Source organism: Kitasatospora sp. NPDC001664 (assembly GCF_053596675.1).
Map to the genome: position 1 here is coordinate 217,864 of NZ_JBSFGS010000006.1, position 19,124 is coordinate 236,987.

Annotated in this window: 18 protein-coding genes; 8 read left to right on the plus strand and 10 right to left on the minus strand. The window is 71.2% G+C overall.

Going from position 1 to position 19,124, the window contains the following annotated elements; genetic code table 11:
• Nucleotides 1-10 precede the first annotated feature (10 nt).
• The 4 genes from ACWCYY_RS11410 to ACWCYY_RS11425 are packed head-to-tail and all read right to left on the minus strand — an operon-like array spanning nucleotide 11 to nucleotide 3,736.
• A complete protein-coding gene (locus ACWCYY_RS11410; protein ID WP_449795811.1) occupies nucleotides 11-1,057 on the minus strand; it encodes a glycosyltransferase family protein in 1,047 nt (348 codons plus the stop codon).
• Entirely contained in the window at nucleotides 1,054-2,088 is a 1,035-nt protein-coding gene (locus ACWCYY_RS11415) for a glycosyltransferase family 2 protein (protein ID WP_449795812.1), read from the minus strand. The genes ACWCYY_RS11410 and ACWCYY_RS11415 overlap by 4 nt, the downstream gene beginning before the upstream one ends.
• Nucleotides 2,085-2,771 carry a phytanoyl-CoA dioxygenase family protein gene (locus ACWCYY_RS11420; RefSeq protein ID WP_449795813.1) on the minus strand — a complete coding sequence of 229 codons (687 nt, stop codon included), beginning with the start codon at nucleotides 2,769-2,771 and terminating at the stop codon, nucleotides 2,085-2,087. Before ACWCYY_RS11420 ends, ACWCYY_RS11415 begins: the two co-directional genes overlap by 4 nt.
• Complete coding sequence (locus tag ACWCYY_RS11425) at nucleotides 2,768-3,736, minus strand: NAD-dependent epimerase/dehydratase family protein (RefSeq protein WP_449795814.1); 969 nt, start codon at nucleotides 3,734-3,736, stop codon at nucleotides 2,768-2,770. Before ACWCYY_RS11425 ends, ACWCYY_RS11420 begins: the two co-directional genes overlap by 4 nt.
• Before the next feature lie 523 nt (nucleotides 3,737-4,259).
• Here ACWCYY_RS11425 and ACWCYY_RS11430 point away from each other — a divergent pair.
• Together ACWCYY_RS11430 and ACWCYY_RS11435 are read left to right on the plus strand one after the other, a co-directional pair.
• Complete coding sequence (locus tag ACWCYY_RS11430; protein WP_449795815.1) at nucleotides 4,260-5,603, plus strand: hypothetical protein; 1,344 nt, start codon at nucleotides 4,260-4,262, stop codon at nucleotides 5,601-5,603.
• Complete coding sequence (locus ACWCYY_RS11435; RefSeq protein WP_449795816.1) at nucleotides 5,600-6,313, plus strand: SDR family NAD(P)-dependent oxidoreductase; 714 nt, start codon at nucleotides 5,600-5,602, stop codon at nucleotides 6,311-6,313. The genes ACWCYY_RS11430 and ACWCYY_RS11435 overlap by 4 nt, the downstream gene beginning before the upstream one ends.
• Before the next feature lie 151 nt (nucleotides 6,314-6,464).
• Here ACWCYY_RS11435 and ACWCYY_RS11440 read toward each other — a convergent pair whose 3' ends face one another.
• The 3 genes from ACWCYY_RS11440 to ACWCYY_RS11450 form a co-directional block, all read right to left on the minus strand.
• The gene (locus tag ACWCYY_RS11440; protein WP_449795817.1) at nucleotides 6,465-7,481 is read right to left on the minus strand and encodes a hypothetical protein; all 1,017 of its coding nucleotides are present in this window, start codon (nucleotides 7,479-7,481) and stop codon (nucleotides 6,465-6,467) included.
• Between the two features lie 174 nt (nucleotides 7,482-7,655).
• A complete protein-coding gene (locus ACWCYY_RS11445) occupies nucleotides 7,656-8,480 on the minus strand; it encodes a hypothetical protein (protein WP_449795818.1) in 825 nt (274 codons plus the stop codon).
• Between the two features lie 158 nt (nucleotides 8,481-8,638).
• Entirely contained in the window at nucleotides 8,639-9,139 is a 501-nt protein-coding gene (locus tag ACWCYY_RS11450) for an NUDIX hydrolase (protein WP_449795819.1), read from the minus strand.
• Nucleotides 9,140-9,473: 334 nt separating this feature from the next.
• On the opposite strand from ACWCYY_RS11450, the gene ACWCYY_RS11455 reads away from it, so the two are divergent.
• The 3 genes from ACWCYY_RS11455 to ACWCYY_RS11465 all read left to right on the plus strand — a co-directional run bounded on the left by ACWCYY_RS11455 (nucleotide 9,474) and on the right by ACWCYY_RS11465 (nucleotide 11,701).
• Nucleotides 9,474-9,614 (plus strand): hypothetical protein, encoded by a 141-nt coding sequence (locus tag ACWCYY_RS11455; RefSeq protein WP_449795820.1) that lies wholly within the window; start codon nucleotides 9,474-9,476, stop codon nucleotides 9,612-9,614.
• Nucleotides 9,615-9,695: 81 nt separating this feature from the next.
• Nucleotides 9,696-10,895 (plus strand): JmjC domain-containing protein, encoded by a 1,200-nt coding sequence (locus ACWCYY_RS11460; RefSeq protein WP_449795821.1) that lies wholly within the window; start codon nucleotides 9,696-9,698, stop codon nucleotides 10,893-10,895.
• A 20-nt stretch (nucleotides 10,896-10,915) separates the two neighbouring features.
• On the plus strand, nucleotides 10,916-11,701 hold the full coding sequence (locus ACWCYY_RS11465) for an aldo/keto reductase (RefSeq protein WP_449795822.1): 786 nt from the start codon (nucleotides 10,916-10,918) through the stop codon (nucleotides 11,699-11,701).
• Here the strand turns inward: ACWCYY_RS11465 and ACWCYY_RS11470 are convergent.
• From ACWCYY_RS11470 to ACWCYY_RS11480, 3 genes are read right to left on the minus strand one after another with little or no spacing between them, the layout of a single operon-like run.
• Nucleotides 11,679-12,536 (minus strand): hypothetical protein, encoded by an 858-nt coding sequence (locus ACWCYY_RS11470; protein WP_449795823.1) that lies wholly within the window; start codon nucleotides 12,534-12,536, stop codon nucleotides 11,679-11,681. The two genes, ACWCYY_RS11465 and ACWCYY_RS11470, sit on opposite strands and share 23 nt — an antisense overlap.
• A gap of 59 nt (nucleotides 12,537-12,595) precedes the next feature.
• Nucleotides 12,596-13,318, minus strand: coding sequence for an HAD family hydrolase (locus ACWCYY_RS11475; protein ID WP_449795824.1), 723 nt, complete (start codon nucleotides 13,316-13,318; stop codon nucleotides 12,596-12,598).
• Between the two features lie 2 nt (nucleotides 13,319-13,320).
• Nucleotides 13,321-14,727, minus strand: coding sequence for a helix-turn-helix domain-containing protein (locus ACWCYY_RS11480; protein WP_449795825.1), 1,407 nt, complete (start codon nucleotides 14,725-14,727; stop codon nucleotides 13,321-13,323).
• Between the two features lie 413 nt (nucleotides 14,728-15,140).
• On the opposite strand from ACWCYY_RS11480, the gene ACWCYY_RS11485 reads away from it, so the two are divergent.
• From ACWCYY_RS11485 to ACWCYY_RS11495, 3 genes are read left to right on the plus strand one after another with little or no spacing between them, the layout of a single operon-like run.
• Nucleotides 15,141-16,118 carry a hypothetical protein gene (locus ACWCYY_RS11485; RefSeq protein ID WP_449795826.1) on the plus strand — a complete coding sequence of 326 codons (978 nt, stop codon included), beginning with the start codon at nucleotides 15,141-15,143 and terminating at the stop codon, nucleotides 16,116-16,118.
• A 42-nt stretch (nucleotides 16,119-16,160) separates the two neighbouring features.
• Complete coding sequence (locus tag ACWCYY_RS11490; protein WP_449795827.1) at nucleotides 16,161-17,657, plus strand: amino acid permease; 1,497 nt, start codon at nucleotides 16,161-16,163, stop codon at nucleotides 17,655-17,657.
• Complete coding sequence (locus ACWCYY_RS11495) at nucleotides 17,654-19,081, plus strand: glutamine synthetase family protein (protein ID WP_449795828.1); 1,428 nt, start codon at nucleotides 17,654-17,656, stop codon at nucleotides 19,079-19,081. Before ACWCYY_RS11490 ends, ACWCYY_RS11495 begins: the two co-directional genes overlap by 4 nt.
• The last annotated feature ends 43 nt before the right edge of the window (nucleotides 19,082-19,124 follow it).

Sequence of the window (19,124 nt, forward strand, 5' to 3'; positions counted from 1 at the left end):
GCCTCCCGGATCAGTGGGTGAAGGCGAGGAGTTCGGCGAGCACGCGCCGGTAGTTGAACCGCTCGTGCAGGTGCTGCTGGATGATGGCGAGGCGGCGGCGGTTGGCGGCGGCGTCGCGCAGCAGTCGGGCGAGGTCGTCGGCGGGATGGCCGCCGAGGATGAACGGGGTGATGGCGTCGCCGAACAGGTCGGTGGTGTAGGCGAGTTCGGGGGCAAGGGCGGGCACGGTGCCAGCCGCGAGGGTCTCGAACATGCGCGGGGTGAGCAGGCGCTGGTGCGCCAGGAGGGGCCGGACGAGCACCGGGGTGATCGCGGCCTGGGCCATCTGCGCGATGACGCGGCCGAACGGGACCGGGCCGGCGGTCTGGACGCCGCGGGCGGTGAGCCAGCCGTGCTGGTTGCGTGTGGCGACCGGGTGGTCGGGGTGCGGTTCGCCGGTCCACCACCGGCCGCACACCCGGATACGCGTCAGCGGCGGCCGGGCGGTACGGGCGGCTTCGACCAGGTCGGCCCAGGCGTCCCAGCGCCACCAGTTCGCTCCCACGTACTGCAGCTCGTAGGGGAGCTGGGCCGGATCGGGGGCCCGCTCGGGGCTGCGGTGCGGCTTGGGCATCCCGAAGTAGCTGAAGAACTCGGCGCCGACGGGGAGTGGGCCCAGGCGCGGTTGGAGGATGCGGTCGCTCAGGCGCCGGTACAGGTCCTGCCAGGGCTGGTGCCCGTAGGGGCCGGCCGAGTCGTCCTCGCCGAGGACGGTGTGCTCGCCCCAGTGGGCGTCGGGGTCCAGGACGATCCGGCGCTCGCGCGGTACCTTCTCGCACAGCTCCACCTGCTGCTCGTCGAGGAACTGGCGTCCTTCGAAGACGAGGACCAGGTGGGTGCCCCAGGTGAGGTCGTGGACGACCGGCAGCAGGTCGGGGACCTGGCCGTCGAGGCGGCACAGCGGTCCGGCCAGGGCGACTTCGCAACCGAGGGCGGGCGCGGCCTTCACGTACTCGGCGATCATGTGGGCCGATCCGGCCTGCCAGTGGAAGTCCCCGGCGATCAGGAGCCTCGTCATGCCGTACCCCCGGTACAGCGCTCGGCGTGGCGGTCGCCCCGCAGACGGCGGTGGGCGCGGCGGCGCACCACGATGGTGGGGGCGAGCTTCAGCAGCCACCACGCCGCGGTCGCGGTCTCGGCCCAGCCGCGCGCCACGGTGGTGTCGCCGCCGACCGAGCGGCCGTGCAGGTCCTCCCACAGCCACCGCCCGGCCAGCGTCAGCGCGTCGCCGATCGGCCAGGTGATGTCGGTGGCGAGGAAGTAGTACCGGTTGCGGCGCATCTGCACCCGGCGGTAGGTGCTGGCTCCGGTGCCTCCGCCGCCGTAGTGCTGGATGCCGAGGTTGAGGTTGAGGGCGACTCTCCAGCCGGCCCAGCGGGCGCGGCGGCACAGGTCGGTCTCCTCGTAGTAGGTGTGGAACACCCGGTCGAACACCCCGAGAGTGCGCAGTACGTCGGCGCGGACGAAGAGGGCGGCGCCCTGGACGTAGGCGTGCTCCAGGGTGTCGGGGGCCCGGCCCTCGGCGGGGCCGGCGGGGGAGGGGCGCTCGGGCCGGTCGCCGACGAAGCCGTCCGCCTCGCCGCAGCGCAGGGCGGTTCGCGACCAGTCGTTGTGCTCACCGAGGGCGATCTCCTGCTCGTCGGTGTACTCGTACTGCATCGGCCCGCAGATGCCGTACTGGGGCCACGCCTCCATGAACGCCGTCAGCTGGGCGATCAGGTCGGCCGGGGTGCGGGTGTCGGGGTTGACGAGGAATACGTAGTCGGCGCCGTCTGCGAGCGCGGCCCGCATGCCGACGTTGTTGGCCTGGGCGAAGCCGAGGTTTGCCAGGTTCTGGATGACCCGGACCGCGGGGAAGGAGCCGCGCACCAGGTCGGTGCTGCCGTCGGTGGAGGCGTTGTCGACGTACCAGACGCTCAGGTCGACGCCGGGGGTCTCGCTGGCGAGCAGGGAGGAAAGACAGGAGGTGATCCAGCGGGCCTCGTTGGTGCCCACCGTGATGGTGGCGACCTTCGGCCTGACCGGGCCGGCGGAGTGCGGGGTGCTCATGAGGCTGCCTCCATGGGGACGAACTCGATGCAGATGCTGCGGCGGGGCCGCACGCTCGGGTTGGCGCGGGAGGCGTGGACGACGCGCACGTCGTGGACCGCGACATCGCCCGCCCGCGCGCTCACCGGGTGCACGGGGCCGGCCTCGCGCAGTGCCGCGACGTCGGCTTCGTCCGCCTGGTGGTGGGAGCCGGGGACGAACTCCAGGCAGCCGTTGCCGGGGTCGGAGGCGTCCAGGAACAGGCTCAGGTTGATCGCGGTGCCGGGCGGGGTGTCGACCCGGTCGCGGTGCCAGGGCACCGGCGCGGCCAGCTGGGGCATCTTGACGATCATCGCCATCACCCGGGCCCGCACCGGGCAGCCGAGCAGCTGCGTCGCGAGGTGGTGCAGGGGGCCTGCGGCGAACAGCCCAGCCGCGAGAGGCGCCCCGCTCTGCCGGTCCAGGTTGTGGATGCGGTAGAGCACTTCCTGGCCGCTGCTCTGGGCGGTGAACGACCAGTAGTCCTCAGCGCGGTGACCCTCGGTGAAGCCGGTGACGAGGGTGTCGGCCTCCTCGCGGAGCCGGCCCAGCAGAGGGTCGCTGACGATGCCCGGCACGACGGTGAAGCCGTGGGTGCGCAGCCGCTCCGCGGCTGGGCCTGACTGCCCCGGCCCCGGGGTGTCGAGCGTCGTGGCCCGGCTCACCGGGCGGCCTGGGCGTAGTGGCGGGCGGCGAACCAGTCGGCGGTGGCGGCCAGGCCCTTGGCGGTCTCCGTCTCGGGCTTCCACCCGAACTCCCGCCAGGCGAGGGAGATATCGGGGCGGCGGCGCACCGGATCGTCCTCGGGCAGGCCGACGAACTCGACCGTCGAGGAAGAGTCGGTCAGCTCCAGGATCTGCCGGGCGATCTCCAGCACCGTCATCTCGCCCTCGGCGCCGAGGTTCACCGGCCCGGGGTGAGCGCTGCCGGCAACAGCCAGCACTCCGCGCACGGTGTCGTCGACGAAGCACAGGGACCGGCTCTGGCCGCCGTCACCCGTGACCTGCAGGGGCTCGCCGAGCAGCGCCTGGGTGAGGAAGGCGGGCACCGCGCGGCCGTCGTCGGCCCGCATCCTCGGGCCGAAGGTGTTGAAGATCCGCACGATGGCGGTGTTGACGCCGTACTCGCGGCGGTAGGCGGCGGTGGCGGCCTCCGCGAAGCGCTTGGCCTCGTCGTAGACGCTGCGGGGGCCGATCGGGTTGACGTTGCCCCAGTAGCTCTCGCGCTGCGGGTGCTCGTGCGGGTCGCCGTACACCTCGGACGTGGACGCGAGCAGGAACCGGGCACCCTTGGCACGGGCCAGCTCCAGGGCGTTCAGCGTGCCGATCGAGCCGGCCACCAGGGTGGGGATCGGGTGGCGCAGGTAGTCCACCGGAGAGGCGGGCGAGGCCAGGTGCAGCACCAGGTCGACGTCGCCCGCGATGCCGAGAGGGCCGGTGACGTCCTGGACGCGCAGCTCGAAGCCGTCCGTGCCGAGCAGGTGGGCGACGTTGTCCCTGTTGCCAGTCAGGAAGTTGTCGACGCACACCACTGCGGTGCCCGCCTGGATGAGGGCGTCGCACAGGTGCGAGCCGATGAAGCCGCCGCCTCCGGTGACAACGGCCCTGCGAAATCCGGTCGTTCGGTTCATGGTGCTTGCACCTCCGGAGTCTGGGCGCGACGAGGTGGCACCTCCGGCTCCCGCGCGGGGATGCCAGGGTGTGCTCGACGAGCCGGGTTCACTGCGTGCTGCTGGCGGGAAGCCAGACGGGGTACGGCCGGGGCGGCCGCCGGCCGCAGGCTGCGGCCGAGCGGCACTGGAGGTGCCGCCCGTTGAGACGGTGGAGTGCTCCCGGTCCTGGACGGGGCGGGACTGCCGCGGGTGCCGCCAGACGAGGGCTGCGCACCAAGGCCGTCCGTCGCACGATCAGGGTCACCATCCGGACATCCACCGGAAGGGGTCCCCCGAGACCGCACGTCCCCCCGGTGGGACCGGCCGCCTCTGCGCGACCGGTCACCCTTCGGGGGAGACCCAAGCTAACCCGACGTCAGCATCGGTTCTCCAGTGCCGGGTTGTCGTCTTCCTGTCGTCTTCTGATCCCACCAGCCCACCCAGTACGATCGACTGATCGTGTGCATCTCGCTACGCTCTGGTGTCGCCCGAGAGGATGTCGATGGCGAAGGACAAGCGCAGTTGGCCGCTCGTTCACCCGCTGACCTATGTGCGCTCGGCGAACGACTGGACGCTGCAGCAGGTGGCGAGCATCGTGGCCCGCCGCACCAAGGGCGCGGCCGACCGCACCAAGGTCTGGCGCTGGGAGAACTGGGGCGTTGAGCCCGACCTGCCCGCGCAGCTCGCCCTCGCGGACGAGCTCGCCATCACCTCCGAACAGGTCCACCGCCTCGGCTGGCCCGGCTGGTTGCCCGACGGGGAAGCGATCCGGACAGGTTTCCCCTGGACGAGCGCGGGGACGCTCCAGGCACTGGACGACACCCTGGAGCACGCGCTGCTTGACCGCCGGGGATTCATGAAACTGGGCGGGCCCGCGCTCACCGGCCTCGCCGAACAGTGGCTGGCCGTCGAACCGCAGGCCCTGACCGCCGTGCTCGTCGGCGGCCGGACCAGCGACGACCTCGTCGACAGCATGGAGGCAGGCCTGCCCCGGCTGCGGAGACTGGAGGCGGCCTGCGGCGGCGAACGCGCCCGCAGGCTCATGGATGCCGAACTCGCCATCGTCACCAGCATCCTGGCCGAATCCTCCTACAGTGCCGCCGCCGGCCGACGGCTCCACCGGCTTGCGGCCGAGCTTGGCCGCATCGCCGGATTCGCCTCCTTCGACGCCGGACTGCACGCCGCCGCCCAGCGGTACTGGACCACCGCGCTCCGCGCCGCGCACACCGGAGCCGACCGCGCGATCGGCGCGAACATCCTCAAGTCGATGAGCCTGCAGTGCTACGACCACGGCCTCGTCCAGGACTCCCTCGCCCTCGCCCGCAGCGCGGTCGAGGGTGCCGGCCCTGTCACCCCCCGGACCATGGCGATGCTCCTGCTCCGCCAGGCCCGCGCCGAAGCCGCCTGCGGCAACCGCCTCGCCTGCGACCGCCTCCTGGCCGCCGCCGAGAGCGCCCTCGACCGGTCCAAGCCCTCCGACGGCGACCCTTCTTGGACCATGTACTTCGACGAGGCCGAGTTCCACGCCCAAGCCGCCACCTGCCACACCGACCTGCGGCGGCCCGCGCAGGCCGAGCGCGCCTTCGCCACCGCACTGGCGCTCATGCCGTCGGCCAAGACCCGGGACCGCGCCACCTACGTCATCGGCTCCGCCGCCACCCACACGGCCCTCGGCGACGCCGAGCAGGCGATCAGCCTGCTGGAGTCCGCCGTCGAACTGATCCGCGACGCCCCGTCGCAGCGAAACGTCACCCGGGCCCAACGCGCCCGCTCGGCAATCCCATTGGCCAAGAACGACCCCCGGGTCGAGAAGCTCGACGCCCAGTTCGCCACACTGATCGCATGACCGACTTCTCGGACCAGCGCGTCGCACTCGTCTCCGGCGGCAACCGCGGCCTCGGCTTCGCCATCGCGGCCCAACTCGCAGCACAGGGCATCCATGTCGTCATGGGCGTGCGCGACAGGCTGGCCGGCCGCGACGCCGAGACCGCCCTCGGTCGCAAGGGCCTGATGGTGCACTCCCACGTCCTCGACGTCACCGACCCCGCGAGCGTCGCCCGCGCCGTCGCCGACGTCGCCGCCCCGTTCGGCCGTCTGGACATCCTGGTCAACAACGCCGCCGTCGCCATCGACCGCCAACAGCCAGCCGCGACACCCGACTTCGAGAAGGTCCGAGCCACCCTCGACGCCAACCTGCTCGGCGCCTGGCGCCTCAGCTCCGCTGCCATCGGCGAGATGCGGAAGAACAACTTCGGCCGGATCGTCAACATCACCAGCCACCTCGGCTCCCAGAACAACATGGGCACCGGCAACGTGAGTTACCGCGTCTCCAAGGCCGGCCTCAACGCCCTCACCCAGATCCTCGCCGCCGAACTCGACGGCACCGGCATCCTCGTCAACGCCGCAGCCCCCGGCAGGATGAACACCCGCATGGCCTACGAAGAGACCGACCGCACCCCCGAGGAAGCCGCAGACACACCCGTCTGGCTCGCCACCCTCCCCGATGACGGCCCCACCGGCGGTCTCTTCTACAACCGCGGACCCCTCGCCTGGTGACCCCTCGGCCCTCCGGGCCTACTACGCCCTGCGACTCCGCCTGGTCGGCCCCTCGGCCCCGGTCTGTTCCCACGCACCGCTCGGAAGCAGACCGGCACTCGCACCACGTTGCGGGAGCCGGCTAACTGCAGGGCCGCCACCTCCTGAACGGTCACGGCCGGGCTGACGGTGTACGGCTCTCCACCGTCGGGGTCTGCTGGGGCCGGTTGCCCAGGTCCGGCACTTCGCCCGGCTCAAGCACCGTCGGCGCATCCTGGGGTTGGCCTCCTCCGGTCCAGCGGGAGAGCAGGTCCAGCCCATGGTTCACGCCGTAGAAGAGGACGAACGCGAGGAACGGTACGAGGCCGATCACGAAGACCTGAGCAGCTCCTTCGAGGGGGAGGTTGCTCGCCCACCAGACCCCGCCCGCCGAGAAGAGCACAACGCCTATCCGGCGCACCCAGTCGTAGTTTCTGGGGGGCCTGGCGTCCTGGCCGGCCTGATCGACGATGGGGTCGAGCAGCGGAAGCGTCGGGCCAGCAGCGCACCGGTCCGCGATCGTCGTGAGCTGCACAGCCAGGTCGCGGAGGGCCTGATCCGGGTTCACATCGAGCTGGCGCTGCGTCGCGTAGAGCCCCACCCGAGCCTGCCAGACGTGCCGCTGAAGCTCTCGCGCGGAAGTGAACTTGCTCCGCAGGTTCGGCAGGCTAAATCTGACGCTCTGACACCGGCGCGCCAGGACCCTCATCGGCTGGCTCCGCTCAGCGGCAGGCACTACCTTCGCCTTGCTGCAGGCCCCAACTGCCCGCAGCAAGTCCCTGATCAGGCCCTCCCTCCGGCGGTCGTTGGGCCAGAGCTCCCCGATGAACACAGGGACGAAGCACAGGATGCTGAGGACAATCTCGGAGTCCGTGGCGAGGACCGAGCCATCCACCCAAGCCAACTTGAGACGCTGGGTGATCGTCATCGCCGCGAACGTTCCGATCCAGCCGGCGGCGGGGAGGTAGCGGGTTGGCGTTCGGCGGTACCGAGCTCGCAGATGATCGGCGATGTGGTCGGTCGGCACCGCCACGCCGAGCAGCTGAAGCGCGAGGCGCAGGTCGGCGATTGCCCGCTCTGCGCGGCGGGCAGGACGGTCCCTCCAGCGGACAAGGAGATTCCCCGGGACGGCGAGCAGCTGATGCGGCATGGTTCCCCCCATGTGGCCAGTGCCGTAGGAGAATACCGGCTCTGCAAGGCGGCGGCGCATGCCCGCACCGGAGTGCCAGGCCGCTCCTGCGGCGTGCGGCCGCTTCCACTCCTGCTGAGGGGTCACCCCGTCTGGAGGTCCCTGATGAGCTGTGTGGCTTCCCGGCGAGCGGCATCAACGCGGAGGACGAGCACCGGTGAGGCTGTACGAGGCGTCGGCGAGGAGTGGTGCCAGCTCCGGGTAGTACCCGCGGTCGACGGCTTGGAGCATCTCCGCGAGTGCGACGAGCTGGCCAACCCGACCGGCGGGGGTGTCGAGGACCTCGGCGAACTCCGCTCGGATCCGGTCCGCGATGGTCGGCACGAGCAGGCTGCTGACCCACAGAACAGCGGGGTCGTAGCCGACCGGTACGAGGCCCCAGCGCTCCCAGTCCAGGATCTTGAGCGGCTGATCTGTCAGGTTGGCCCATTGGAGGTCCCCGTGGCCGACGACGCGATCGACGGGTGCGGGTGCCGGGATGCCGATGTACCTCGGGAAGACCTCGTCGATCCAGCTCTGGCGCAGGGTGATCTTCGTGCCGGGTGCAGTGGCGATGCCAGCCAGCGCACTCTTGAGGCCGCTCCACCAGGTGTTGTCCAGTCCGGGGTCGTCACGGAGATCCGGTGTCGTGGACACCGCCGGCCCCGCCAGGTCGAAGTGATCGGCCTGATAGAACCAACTCCCTTGTGTCCAGTCGACGGTGTCGTGCAGCCGGGGCCGCGGAACGGAACCGGGGAGGAGCTGTTCAGCTCCAAGGGCGCCTTGGCCGGTCGGCCTGGGTGCCCTCGTGCGGCCGCTTCTGGAAACGCGGAGCCAGGTGTCCTCGGTTCGACGACCGATGGTGGCGCCGGAGGTGCCGAAAAGAGGCGGTCCGGTGCACACGAGGCCCAGGAACATCGCGGCCTTGGCGTGCGCCGCCACTAGGTCGTGCCGGGTGTCGCCGGTCGGCCGAAAGGGCATCAAGTACCTTCCTGAGTAGATCTCGTGGAGCGGCAGAGCGGGCATCTCCCTGGCGCGGCGAGGCTCGACAACCCGAAGGGCGGAGGGGTGAGTCGGCCACGTCGTCGAGCAGGTGGTGCAGTTCGGTGCTGCGCGCCGGCTTCCTCCTTGCCGTGTGGTTAGTCGGGCAGGCGCCCGAGGAGTGCGCCCTGGCCGGACTGGAGGATGTGTGCGGTCTCCACCGGGATCCAGAAGCACTCGAAGTGGGTGGGCTCCTGCTCGCCGTCGTGGTCTTCCTGGCTCATCCAGCGCTCCGGGGTGGGCTCGGTGAGCTCCAGGTGGAAGACATGCCGGCGCTGAATCTCGGCCCGGTACGGGCTGATGTCGTACTCGTCCTCACCCAACTTGCTGACGATCTTGAAGTCGCTCAGCCCTGTCTCCTCCCGGGCCTCCCGCAGCGCGGCCGCCTCCGGGGTCTCCCCTTCGCGGATGCTGCCGGCCGGAACCTGGATGCCGACCTCCTCGTAGGTGTAGTCGGTGTGACGGAAGACCAGGAGCCTCCCGTCGCGCACCACGTAAGCGAGCACCTTCTCCTTGGTGACCTTCTCGGGCATCGGGGCCTCCAGGTTGTCGAGTTTGATCAGCAGGCGGCTGCAGTGCTGCAGCGCCGGTCCGGTCATCGGCTGCCAAGCCGAAGACCGGGGACCCACGAGTCTAGATCCGCTGACCACCCGTCAACTTCTGTCAGAGGCCGAGGGCATGAGGATTCGGTCGGCCGTACGAGTGGCGTGATGCAGCACCGCGCGCCTCCCGAGTCGCTTGTCGATCGTCCTGAGTATCACAGGGCCGGGACCATCGGCATTTCTCTTTGAATATGACGTTGGGTGACTTCGGGGTCATGATGAGCGACCAGTGCGGAGCTGGTCCCGGCTCTGGATTGGCAGGGCCATGTCCGATCGAGGACTCCGCAGTCGAAGCCCCCGGATGTTGTCCGGGGGCACGAGAGGAGCGCTTATGGATGACGAACTTTTGATCGCCGTCGAGGAGTTGGGGGCGGTGCACGATCGGTACGACAGTCTCCGGTCGGACAACGCCGGCTCCGGAGGGGACGACCCGTGGCCGGGAGGCGACGGGAATCTGCACGAGAGCGAGTGAGTGAGCCGGCCGGTGGGCGCACCCATCGTGGGGTGTCCACCGGCCGGTCCTGCTGGGTCATCGAGTTCAGGGGAGGTTCGTGTGGAGCACGGGTTGATCAGCGCTGTGGAGTCGGCTCTGGAATGGACAGGGCCGGAGCCGGTCGGAGAGCAGTTTGCGCGGGGACACATGGGGGTGGAGGGCCTACCGGGGCGCTTGCTCACCCCGCACCGGTTGCTCGACCTGGTGATGCGGCGCAGTCTCGCCCGCCCGCAGTTCCGGGTGTTCCAGCGCGGCGTGGAGGTCCATCCGGCGGTCTACTACACGGACAGCGTCAGTCCTCGGGGCCAGAGCACCTCCATGGTCAACATGAACGCTCTGGGGCGACTGCTCAACGAGGGCGCGACGCTGATCCTCGACCAGGCGAACGTCGCTGACCCCACGTTGGAGGTGGCCTGCCGGGCGCTGCAGTGGTGGAGCCGGGAGCGGGTCCAGGTGAACGTCTACTGGACCACCGGCGAGGCGGAGGGCTTCCCTCTGCACTGGGATGACCACGATGTGATCGTGGTCCAGCTGGCGGGCGAGAAGGGCTGGGAGGTGCGTGGCACTTCCCGTACCGCGCCGATGTACCGGGACGCCGACCCGAACTCCACGCCGAGCGAGGAGGTGATCTGGTCGGGGATCCTGCGCGCCGGCGAGGTGATGCACATCCCGCGCGGCCACTGGCACCGGGCCACTCGTGTCGGTCACGGAGACGCAGGCCACTCGCTGCACGTCACGTTCGGCATCACCAAGCGCACCGGGGCCAGCTGGATGTCCTGGCTCGGTGACTGGTGCCGCGATCAGGAGGTCTTCCGGCGCGACCTCGACCGCGGGCCTGAAGCCGACACCGCCCAGCTGATCGCCGCCGCGCAGGAGTTGCTGGAGTCGCGACCTCCTGCGGCGTTCCTCGGCGACTACGAGCGGACCGCTGCCCCGGCCCGGCAGGTGCCGCACCTGGATGTCCTCGGTCCGCTCAAGGGCGCGGTCTGCACGACCAACTTCCCCCCGGAGATCCGCTCGGGCGACAGTTCGGTGGAGGTGACCGCGGCCGGTCGGCGCCTCACCTTCGCCGCGAAGGCGGAGCCCGCGCTGCGACTGCTGCTAGGCGGGCACCCCGTGGTCTTGGCGGACGCCGAGGCCGTTGCGGGCACCGAGGTGCACGCGGTGGCCGGTCTTCTGGTGAGGGAGGGACTGTGCGCTCCGCTGACCGACGAGTTGTTCTCGGGTTACACCGGTCTCGTCACCAACGCCACATCCTGACCTCGGCGTTGGAGCACGGTGTGACCGCAGTCGACACCGCGTCCAACTACCTGGGGTTCGGCTCCCACGCGAAGCTCGCCGAGGTCGGAGGGGACCTGCTGCCACGCTTCATGATCTCCACCAAGGTCGGCTACTTCCCGGCCTCCGACGGGCGGGTGCGGCACAGCCTCGTCCCGGAGGACCTTCGCGCTGCCGTGGCGGGTGCCAATCGCGAGCTGGGCCGTACGCCGGAGGTCGTGTTCCTGCACAACCCGGAAGCCTCGCTCGTGGCAGGAGAGCAGGGCAAGGAGCAGTTGGCAGCGGCTTGCGGTGTCCTGGCCGAGGCGGCGACGGCCGGGTGGTGCGGGGCGTGGGGCATCTCCTCGTGGAACCCACGCGTCCTGGCCGCGCTCGGCAGCTCGCTGCCGCTCGCCCCGGATGTCCTGATGGTCCGGTCCGGGCTGCTCGTCGGCCACCAGGTCATGGCAGCCGGCGAGATTCTGGCACGACAGTGGGGGGTGCCGCGTGAACGCCGTTGGGGCATGAGCCCGTTCGGCGGGGATCTCACCGATCCGCCCTGGCGCAGGAGCGACTCGCGTCTGTTCCTGGCGGACCACGCCGACGCGCATGCGACGCAGGTGCAGGCAGCCTTCCGGGTCGCCTTCGAGCTGCCGTTGGTGGGCGCGGTCGCGGTCGGCACCGACGAGCCGGATCACCTGCGGGAGCTGGTCGCCGCAACCGGGCTGACGGTCCGTGGTGAGCTCATCGACCGGTACCGGCGTCTGCTGTCGGAGAAGGCTGCTGTCACGCCTTCTGCAGCCGGCTGATCAGCTGTTCGGCTTCGATCCGGGCCGGTGCCACCCGTGGGTCGTCCGGGTGGGCGTGCGGCCCGGCGATCTTCGCCAGTACGAAGAGGCGCATCACCATGCCGTCCCGGCTCTCAAGGTCTGCCCGGCGCTCGCGGCGCACGCGGTCCGCGAGCGCCGGGACGGCCAGGGAGGCGGCCAGCAGCGATGCCGAGTCGAGGCCGCGCGGTGCCATCCCCCAGTCCTCCCAGTCGAACAGGCAGAACTCGGGGCCGGTGACGTTCGCCCAGTTCAGATCGGCGTGAGCCGGTACCCACGCGTCCACCTGTGTGTTCACGGACCGAAGGAAGGCGGTCCGGATCGTGCGATCGACCGACTGCTGGGTGATCGGCTCGGTGTCCGGTGTCGCCATCCGGGTGGTGGGCTGGGCGGTGAGCGCGGCCAGGGAAGTGTTCAGTGCCTTCCACCAGTCGTCCGGAAGTCCGGGGTCGGTGGCCAGGATGGCCGTGCCGACCGGGCGGCCCGGCAGGAGGGACGTCTCGTCCGCTCGCCAGATCGCCCTGTCGTCCGGGTCCTGCCACGCGATCGAGCCTTCCCAACGGGGCATCGCCACGCCGGTTAGAGCGGCTGCGGTCTCGGTGCCGGCCCAGCCCTGCTCGCGCGCCCGTGACCACTGACGGCGCTCGATGCGAACCCAGGTGTCCCGGTCGGTGCACGCTCCGACCGATCGGCGCTTGCGGACGATGCTCGCTTGGTCGAGTACGGTGCCGAGGCGCTGCTCGACCCGTTCGAGGACCAGGTCGACCGGCTCCTTCCGGAGGTCCACCGCGCGGCCGTCTGCTACGGAGAGCGTCATGATGGCGACGGTAGCAGGCTGATCCACGGAGGTGTCGCAGGTTGGGACCTGGGCTCGGACTACCTGCGGTGGGGCGCGAGTTCTGCCACAGCGCGGAGCACGGTCTGCGGATCGCTGAGACTGTCGAGGACTCGGTCCGCCCCGGCCTCGGCCAGCTGGTCGGCCGACGTGGTGCCGGAGGCGACGGCGATCACCGCGGCCCCGCCTTCCGCTCCGGTCCGCACGTCTTCGAGCGAGTCTCCGATGATGACCGTGTTCGACCGCTCGAAGGTTGTCCCGTAACGGGCAGCGGCGCGGCGCTGGGCCACCTTGACCAGGGCCGGCCGGTGGGAGTCGTCGGAGGCGAAGCCGCCGACGGCCAGGTCGACGTAACGGTCCAGGCCGAAGGCCCGGAGCTTGATCTCCGCGCTCTGCCGCAGGTTGCCAGTGACCACCGTGGGCACGAGGTCCGGGTGGGCGTCGACTGCCGCGAGCGCGGCGGTGGCACCGGGCATGAGCTGACCGCCGGAGCGGAGTTCCTCCGTCTTGGCTGCGAGGCGCTCGGGCAGCAGCGCGACGATCCGCTCGGCGAACACCTCGACGTCGCTGTCGTTGACGTCGTTGGCCGCGAGCAACTCCCGTACGGCCAGCGGCATCGTGCGGCCGGTGCCCCGCTCCGGGAGCTTCGTCGCGTCGCGGCCGACGACCTCGCGGAACGCCTCGCGGTAGACGGCGCGGTCGGTCTCACCGACGTACACCAGGGTGCGGTCGATGTCCCACAGAACGAGCACGGTGCTGGTCACGGTCACGACTCCTTGGCCGCCGTCAGTTGTCGTGATCGTTCTACCAGCTCACTCGATCGCTGGCCGGGGATGGCCCGGAGGTGCTCCGCTGTCTGTTCCAGGTGCTCGTTCAGCCTGGCCGATTGGACGTTCACCGCGAGGGTGAAGGCGGAGTCGGCGGCCGTGAAGCCTCCCTCCCGGTCTCCCGCGAGTAGGTGCGCGGAGGCTGCTCGCGACGCGAAGAGCGCCCGCGTCCGAAGATCGTTGGGGTTCAGGGTGGAGGCGGCCCGCTCGAAGTGGTCGGCCGCGGCCTTGTGTTGGCCCAGTTCGAGGTAGCAGCTCGCGGTCTGGCCGAGGATCTCCCCGCTGTTCATCCAGTAGAGCCAGCTCGGGTCGCGCTCGGCCGGGCCGAGCTCGGCCAGTTCGGCGGCCCGCCCAAGGGCACGGTGGCACGCCTGGTGTTCGCCGAGTTTGGCGTGACCGCGGGCTTGACGGGTCAGGAGCATGGCTTCGAGGTGCGAGGATCCGAGGGCGTGGATCTTGTCCCTGGCGGCCTGCATCGCGGTGACGGCGTCGCGGGGGTCGCCGACCGAGTAGCCCTGGATGGCCAGGTAGGACAGAGCGCCGGCGCCCAGGCGTGGATCGCCGGAGGCGTGGGCGGCCCGGAGCGCGGCGAGGAGTGCGCGTTGGGCCAGTTCGTGGTGTCCGGCGTCGAAGTGGAACCATCCGAGCTGGGTGGCGGTGTCGGCGGCGATACCGGCCAAGCGCCGCCCGGTCTCCTCGTTGTAGCTGGCTGACTTCAGCGTCTCGTGGATCAGGCCGAGGTGGGCGCGGGCGAGGCCGGCGACCATACCGCTGCCGGAGCTGGCGTCCATGGTGCGCAGGCTGTCGATCGTTCCCTGGAAGCTTTCGACGAGCCCGGGAGTCACCTGCGCGCCGTCGAGCGCGCGTTCGAGGGGCTCGGCATCGGCGATTCCCCACTGGTGGATGTAGGCGGAGAGGGCGGTTCCTGCGAGGAGCAGGAACTGGCGGCGGTTCGGGCGCATGGCGGCGGACTCCCCTCGCATCGCGTCGTGCAATGCCGCCACCATACGGCGGGCCGTCCACGGCCCGGCCATGTCGTCATGAGCAGAGAGTGAACTGCCGTGCGCTGCTGGGGAAGTTGGGGTCGCAGTCGCACGCAGGGGAAGCCTCACCAGGTCGGCTGGGGCGCCGACCGAGTCGAGGTACTCCACGATCCGGTCGATGTGGGTCAGCTGCACCCGGCCGGCCTCCAACCGGGACAGGTACCCCTGGGTCAATCCGGTGATCCCGGCCAGATCGTCCTGGCGAAGCGGGACAATCTCCCGCAGCCGCTTGCTCAGCCTGCCGAAGTCCAGCTCAGCGAGGCTGTCGCGTACCACCGCGTCGCGCCACACCCATACCGGCACGGCCTCGGCGGGCGCCTCGGCACCCGTGCGGGCACAAGGGCCGCAGACGCTGCCGCCGTCGTTGTACCGGCTGAGCGTGCAGCCGCACCGTTCGCACCGCCGTGCCCCCATTGGCCCCCCTCCCCATCTGCGGGAGGTCAGCTCCCGCAGGCAGCCACCGAGACCCATATTCGGGCGCGAATATGACTACGCGAATGGTCACCGGTGAACACTCTCAGGCACCTTACTGCGGCGGGCAGTTGCTCATGACGGAAAGCGATCATCTGGCCTGTCGTGACCGCGCCACCCCTGAAGGTGCTGCGCGGCAGAGCTCGGCCCGGTTGCCCCGACTGCTGATCGATGCGCACGGGTGCCCAGCCACGACTTGGCCACTGATTTGCCATGCCCATGCCTATACCTGAAAGGACGATCCCATGATCGCCATGTCAGCGGCTCGTCCGGTCTACCACCCTGCCGGTCTGGACGATGCCTTGCGGGTCGCCGTGGACGACCTGCGGCGCGGGCAGTGGCTCTCCACGCAGCGGCTGCTGGCCACCACGCCCCGACGGGGAGGGCTGCGGACCTCCCGGACGCAGGTGCTGGCGCTGGTCGCGGCCCGCTCGACCGTCCTCGCCGCGTGGGGGCGCGAGGACCCGGACGACCCGGGCCTGGCCATCCTGCGGACGCGGGTCCTCGTCGAGCACGCTGTGGCCGCGGCGGAGTCCGGCTCGGCGGACGCCCGCGGGCTGGAGCAGGAGGCCCGGCAGGCGTGCCAGGTCGCGGCGAACGCCGACCCGTCGGACCCCGTGCCGTGGGTGTGCCTGCTCGCCCTGGCGTCGCTCGACCGCCATCGGGAGCGGCCCGAGCACCAGTACCCCACGCCCGACCGGATGCTTCCACCCGGCCCGTGGGGCCTGCTCGACGCGGCCCTCGGGCGCGATCCCGGGAACCGCGAGGCCCACCACCGCATGCTCCGCTACTGGCAGCGGATCTATCGGTCCGCCGCCACGGACTTCGTGAGCGCCGTGGCGCCCACCGCACCGGCCGGCTCCCCCCTCGCGGCCCTGCCGCTCTACCTGTCGGTCGAGCAGTACCGCAACGCGCGGACCCGGAACGCGGTGGTGCGGCGGCAGTGGCTGCAGGAGGTCCACCACGCGCGCGCCCAACGCGCCTACGAGAGCTGGTCGGCGGCGGTCCCGGGATCGTGGCCGGTCGTCGATCTCAGCTACCTCGCCCACGCCCTGTGGGCGTCCGCCCAGATGGGCCCCGCCGTCGAAGTGTTCAACGCGCTGGGCCAGTTCGCCTCCCACGCCCCGTGGAGCCACGTCGCCGACTCGCCCCAGCAGGCCGAGGAACTGCTGCTGACCGCCCGCCAGCAGGCACTCGCCGGCCGCGCGACCGCGTTCGCCTGACCCACCGCCGAACCCCGCATCCCCACCTGGAGGTCCACCACCATGTCCCGTGCCCACGCTGCGCTGTCCGACGAGGACCGCCTGCGCCAACTCGGCTACGAGCCCAAACTGTCGCGGAGGATGGGCGAGTTCGGAAACTTCGGGATCTCCTTCTCGGTGATCTCGATCCTGTCCGGCTGTATGACCATGTTCGCCTTCGGTCTGAACACGGGCGGCCCGGCCGTGATGTTCTGGGGCTGGATCGGTGTCGGGGCAATGGTGATGTTCGTCGGCCTGGCGCTCGCCGAGGTCACCAGCGCCTACCCCACCTCCGGCGCGCTCTACTACATGGCCCACCGCCTCGGCGGCCCGCGCTGGGGCTGGCTGGTCGGCTGGCTGAACCTCCTCGGCCTGGTCGGCGCGATGGCCGGCATCGACTACGGCGCGGCATCGTTCGTCGGGGCGTTCCTGAACCTCCAGTTCGGCTACGAGCCCACCCCGCTGGCCTTGTTCGCCATCTTCGCCGCGATCCTGCTCCTGCACGCCGTGCTGAACCTGGCGGGCGTGCGGCTGGCGTCGGTCCTCAACTCCGTCTCGGTGTGGTGGCACATCGGCGGCGTGGTGCTGATCGTCGGGGCGCTCGCGATCGTGCCCTCCCAGCACCAGGACGCCAGCTGGGTCGTGGGCCACTTCGTCAACAACACCGGCTTCACCAACCCGGTCTACGTGAGCGCGGTCGGCCTGCTGATGGCCCAGTACACCTTCTCCGGCTACGACGCCTCGGCCCACATGTCCGAGGAGACGACGAAGGCGTCGGTGGCCGCGCCCCGCGGGATCGTCCGCTCGATCTGGGTCAGCTGGCTCGCCGGCACGGTCCTGCTCGCCGGGATGCTGTTCGCCGTCCAGGACTACGACGGCGTCCTCAACTCCGCCACTGGCGTGCCGCCCGCCCAGATCTTCCTCGACGCCGTCGGCCCAGCCGGCGCGAAGGTGCTGCTGCTCGTGGTGATCGGCGCCCAGCTGTTCTGCGGCAACGCCGAGACGGCGGCCGCCTCGCGCATGGTCTTCGCGTTCTCCCGGGACGGGGCCCTGCCCGGCTCGGCCCTGTGGAGCCGGGTCTCCGAGCGCACCGGCACCCCGGTGGCCGGGGTGTGGCTGTCGGCCGCCGCCGCTCTGGTCCTCGCCCTGCCCGCGCTCTACAGCTCCACCGCCTACACCGCGGTGACCGCCATCAACGTGGTCGGGATGACACCGGCGTACGCAGTGCCGATCTACCTGCGCCTGCGCCGGGGACGCCGCTTCCAGCCGGGCCCGTGGAACCTGGGCCGCCGCGGCCCAGTGATCGGGTGGATCGCGGTGGGCTGGGTGGCCGTGGTCACCGTGCTGGTGTGCCTGCCGCAGTCAGCCCCGGTCACCGCCACCACCTTCAACTACGCGCCCGTCGCCCTGATCGTGGTGCTGCTGCTGGCGTGGGGGTGGTGGCTCAAGGCCGGCCGCTCGTACGCGCCGCCCGTCCAGCGCTCGGCCGAGCTGACCGAGCTGACCGAGGAGGTCGTGTGATCCGGGCGGGAGCTGCCGGGCGCACCCGGCCGACGACGCGGGCGGCCCGCCGGCGCGCGGGCGGCGACCGGCCGGTGGCCGCGCCGTCGGGACCGCTGCACCAGGTCCTGGCCGAGCACGGGCTGGACACGGTGCTGCTGGCGGTGATCGACCAGCAGGGCCGCCTCAAGGGCAAAATGCACGACGCGGCTGGACTGTCAGCGCGGCTTCGCACGGGGCGGATCACGCCGGAGATGTGTGGATACGTGCTCGGCACCGATCTGGCGATGACCCCGCCGCAGGATGGCGCCTTCTCCTGGAAGGCCGGGTTCGGCGACGTCTGGGTCCTGCACGACCAGCACGCCCGGGTGCTGCCCTGGGTGCCGGGCGCGGCGCTGCTCCTCGCCGATCCGATGGACGGCCCGGAGCCGCACCCGCTCGCGCCGGTCGCCGTGCTGGAGCGCCAGACCGAGCGCCTGAGCGCGTTCGGCGTCACCGCGAAGGTCGGCGTCGAGAGCGAGTTCGTCCTCTACGAGGGCAGCGCCCGGGACGTGGCGGACGGACGGCGCACCCCGCGCCCGGCGACCTCGGGCAGCGGCGACTACGCCCTCGACCAGCCTTCGGCGGTGGGCGAGTTCGGCCGCCGCCTGCGGCAGGCCCTGGCCGGAGCCGGCCTGCCAGTCGAGGCGTTGAAGGGAGAGGGTGCGCCCGGGCAACTGGAGGTGACCCTCCCGTACGGGGAGCCTCGGCGGGTGTGCGAGCAGCACGTGCTGGTCAAGCACGCGGCGAAGGCCATCGCGGAGGAGCGCCTGCTGGCGGCCAGCTTCATGGCGGCCCCGGCTACCGGAGTCGGCAGCGGACTGCACCTGCATGTCTCCCTGCACGGCGCGGACGGCCCGCTGCTGGCCGACGACCCGGACGGGGGCGTCGTTCTGTCGGAGCTGGGGCAGTGGGCGGTGGCCGGGCTGCTTCAGGTGCTGCCGGTCACCGGGCCGCTGTGGGCGCCGTACGTGAACTCCTACAAGCGCCTGCAGCCCCACTCCTTCGCGCCGTCGCGCTGGAGTTGGGGCCGGGACAACCGGACCTGCGCGGTCCGGGTGGTGGGGCACGGGCCGAGCCTGCGTCTGGAGGTCCGCGTCCCCGGCGCCGACGCCAACCCGCTGCTCGCGACGGCGGCCGTCCTCGCGGGCATCAGCCACGGCATCGAGGCCGGTCTCAAGCCGCCGGCGGCCACTGAGGGCGACGCCTACCAGGACACCGCCGCCGCCCCGCTGCCCGCCTCCCTCGCCGAGGCGCTCGGCGCCTTCGAGGCGAGCGAGTTGGCAGCGGACCTCCTCGGCCGGCCGGTGGTCCGCCACTTGGCCGCGGTCGCCCGCATGGACCTGGACCACCACGCTGCCCGCGTCACCGACGCCGAGCTGGAGCGCGGATTCGCCCAGGCATGAAGCCCCCGGGCCGGGCACCGACGGGCCTTTAAGCGCCCGGCCC

Excerpts from the sequence above, each read along its gene's own strand:
- ACWCYY_RS11425 (WP_449795814.1), bottom strand. The coding sequence starts at position 3,736 with ATGAACCGAACGACCGGATTTCGCAGGGCCGTTGTCACCGGAGGCGGC.
- ACWCYY_RS11470 (WP_449795823.1), bottom strand. The coding sequence starts at position 12,536 with ATGACGCTCTCCGTAGCAGACGGCCGCGCGGTGGACCTCCGGAAGGAG.
- ACWCYY_RS11440 (WP_449795817.1), bottom strand. The coding sequence starts at position 7,481 with ATGCCGCATCAGCTGCTCGCCGTCCCGGGGAATCTCCTTGTCCGCTGG.
- ACWCYY_RS11455 (WP_449795820.1), top strand. The coding sequence starts at position 9,474 with ATGGATGACGAACTTTTGATCGCCGTCGAGGAGTTGGGGGCGGTGCAC.
- ACWCYY_RS11450 (WP_449795819.1), bottom strand. The coding sequence starts at position 9,139 with ATGACCGGACCGGCGCTGCAGCACTGCAGCCGCCTGCTGATCAAACTC.
- ACWCYY_RS11435 (WP_449795816.1), top strand. The coding sequence starts at position 5,600 with ATGACCGACTTCTCGGACCAGCGCGTCGCACTCGTCTCCGGCGGCAAC.
- ACWCYY_RS11430 (WP_449795815.1), top strand. The coding sequence starts at position 4,260 with ATGGCGAAGGACAAGCGCAGTTGGCCGCTCGTTCACCCGCTGACCTAT.
- ACWCYY_RS11410 (WP_449795811.1), bottom strand. The coding sequence starts at position 1,057 with ATGACGAGGCTCCTGATCGCCGGGGACTTCCACTGGCAGGCCGGATCG.
- ACWCYY_RS11445 (WP_449795818.1), bottom strand. The coding sequence starts at position 8,480 with ATGCCCTTTCGGCCGACCGGCGACACCCGGCACGACCTAGTGGCGGCG.
- ACWCYY_RS11490 (WP_449795827.1), top strand. The coding sequence starts at position 16,161 with ATGTCCCGTGCCCACGCTGCGCTGTCCGACGAGGACCGCCTGCGCCAA.
- ACWCYY_RS11485 (WP_449795826.1), top strand. The coding sequence starts at position 15,141 with ATGATCGCCATGTCAGCGGCTCGTCCGGTCTACCACCCTGCCGGTCTG.
- ACWCYY_RS11415 (WP_449795812.1), bottom strand. The coding sequence starts at position 2,088 with ATGAGCACCCCGCACTCCGCCGGCCCGGTCAGGCCGAAGGTCGCCACC.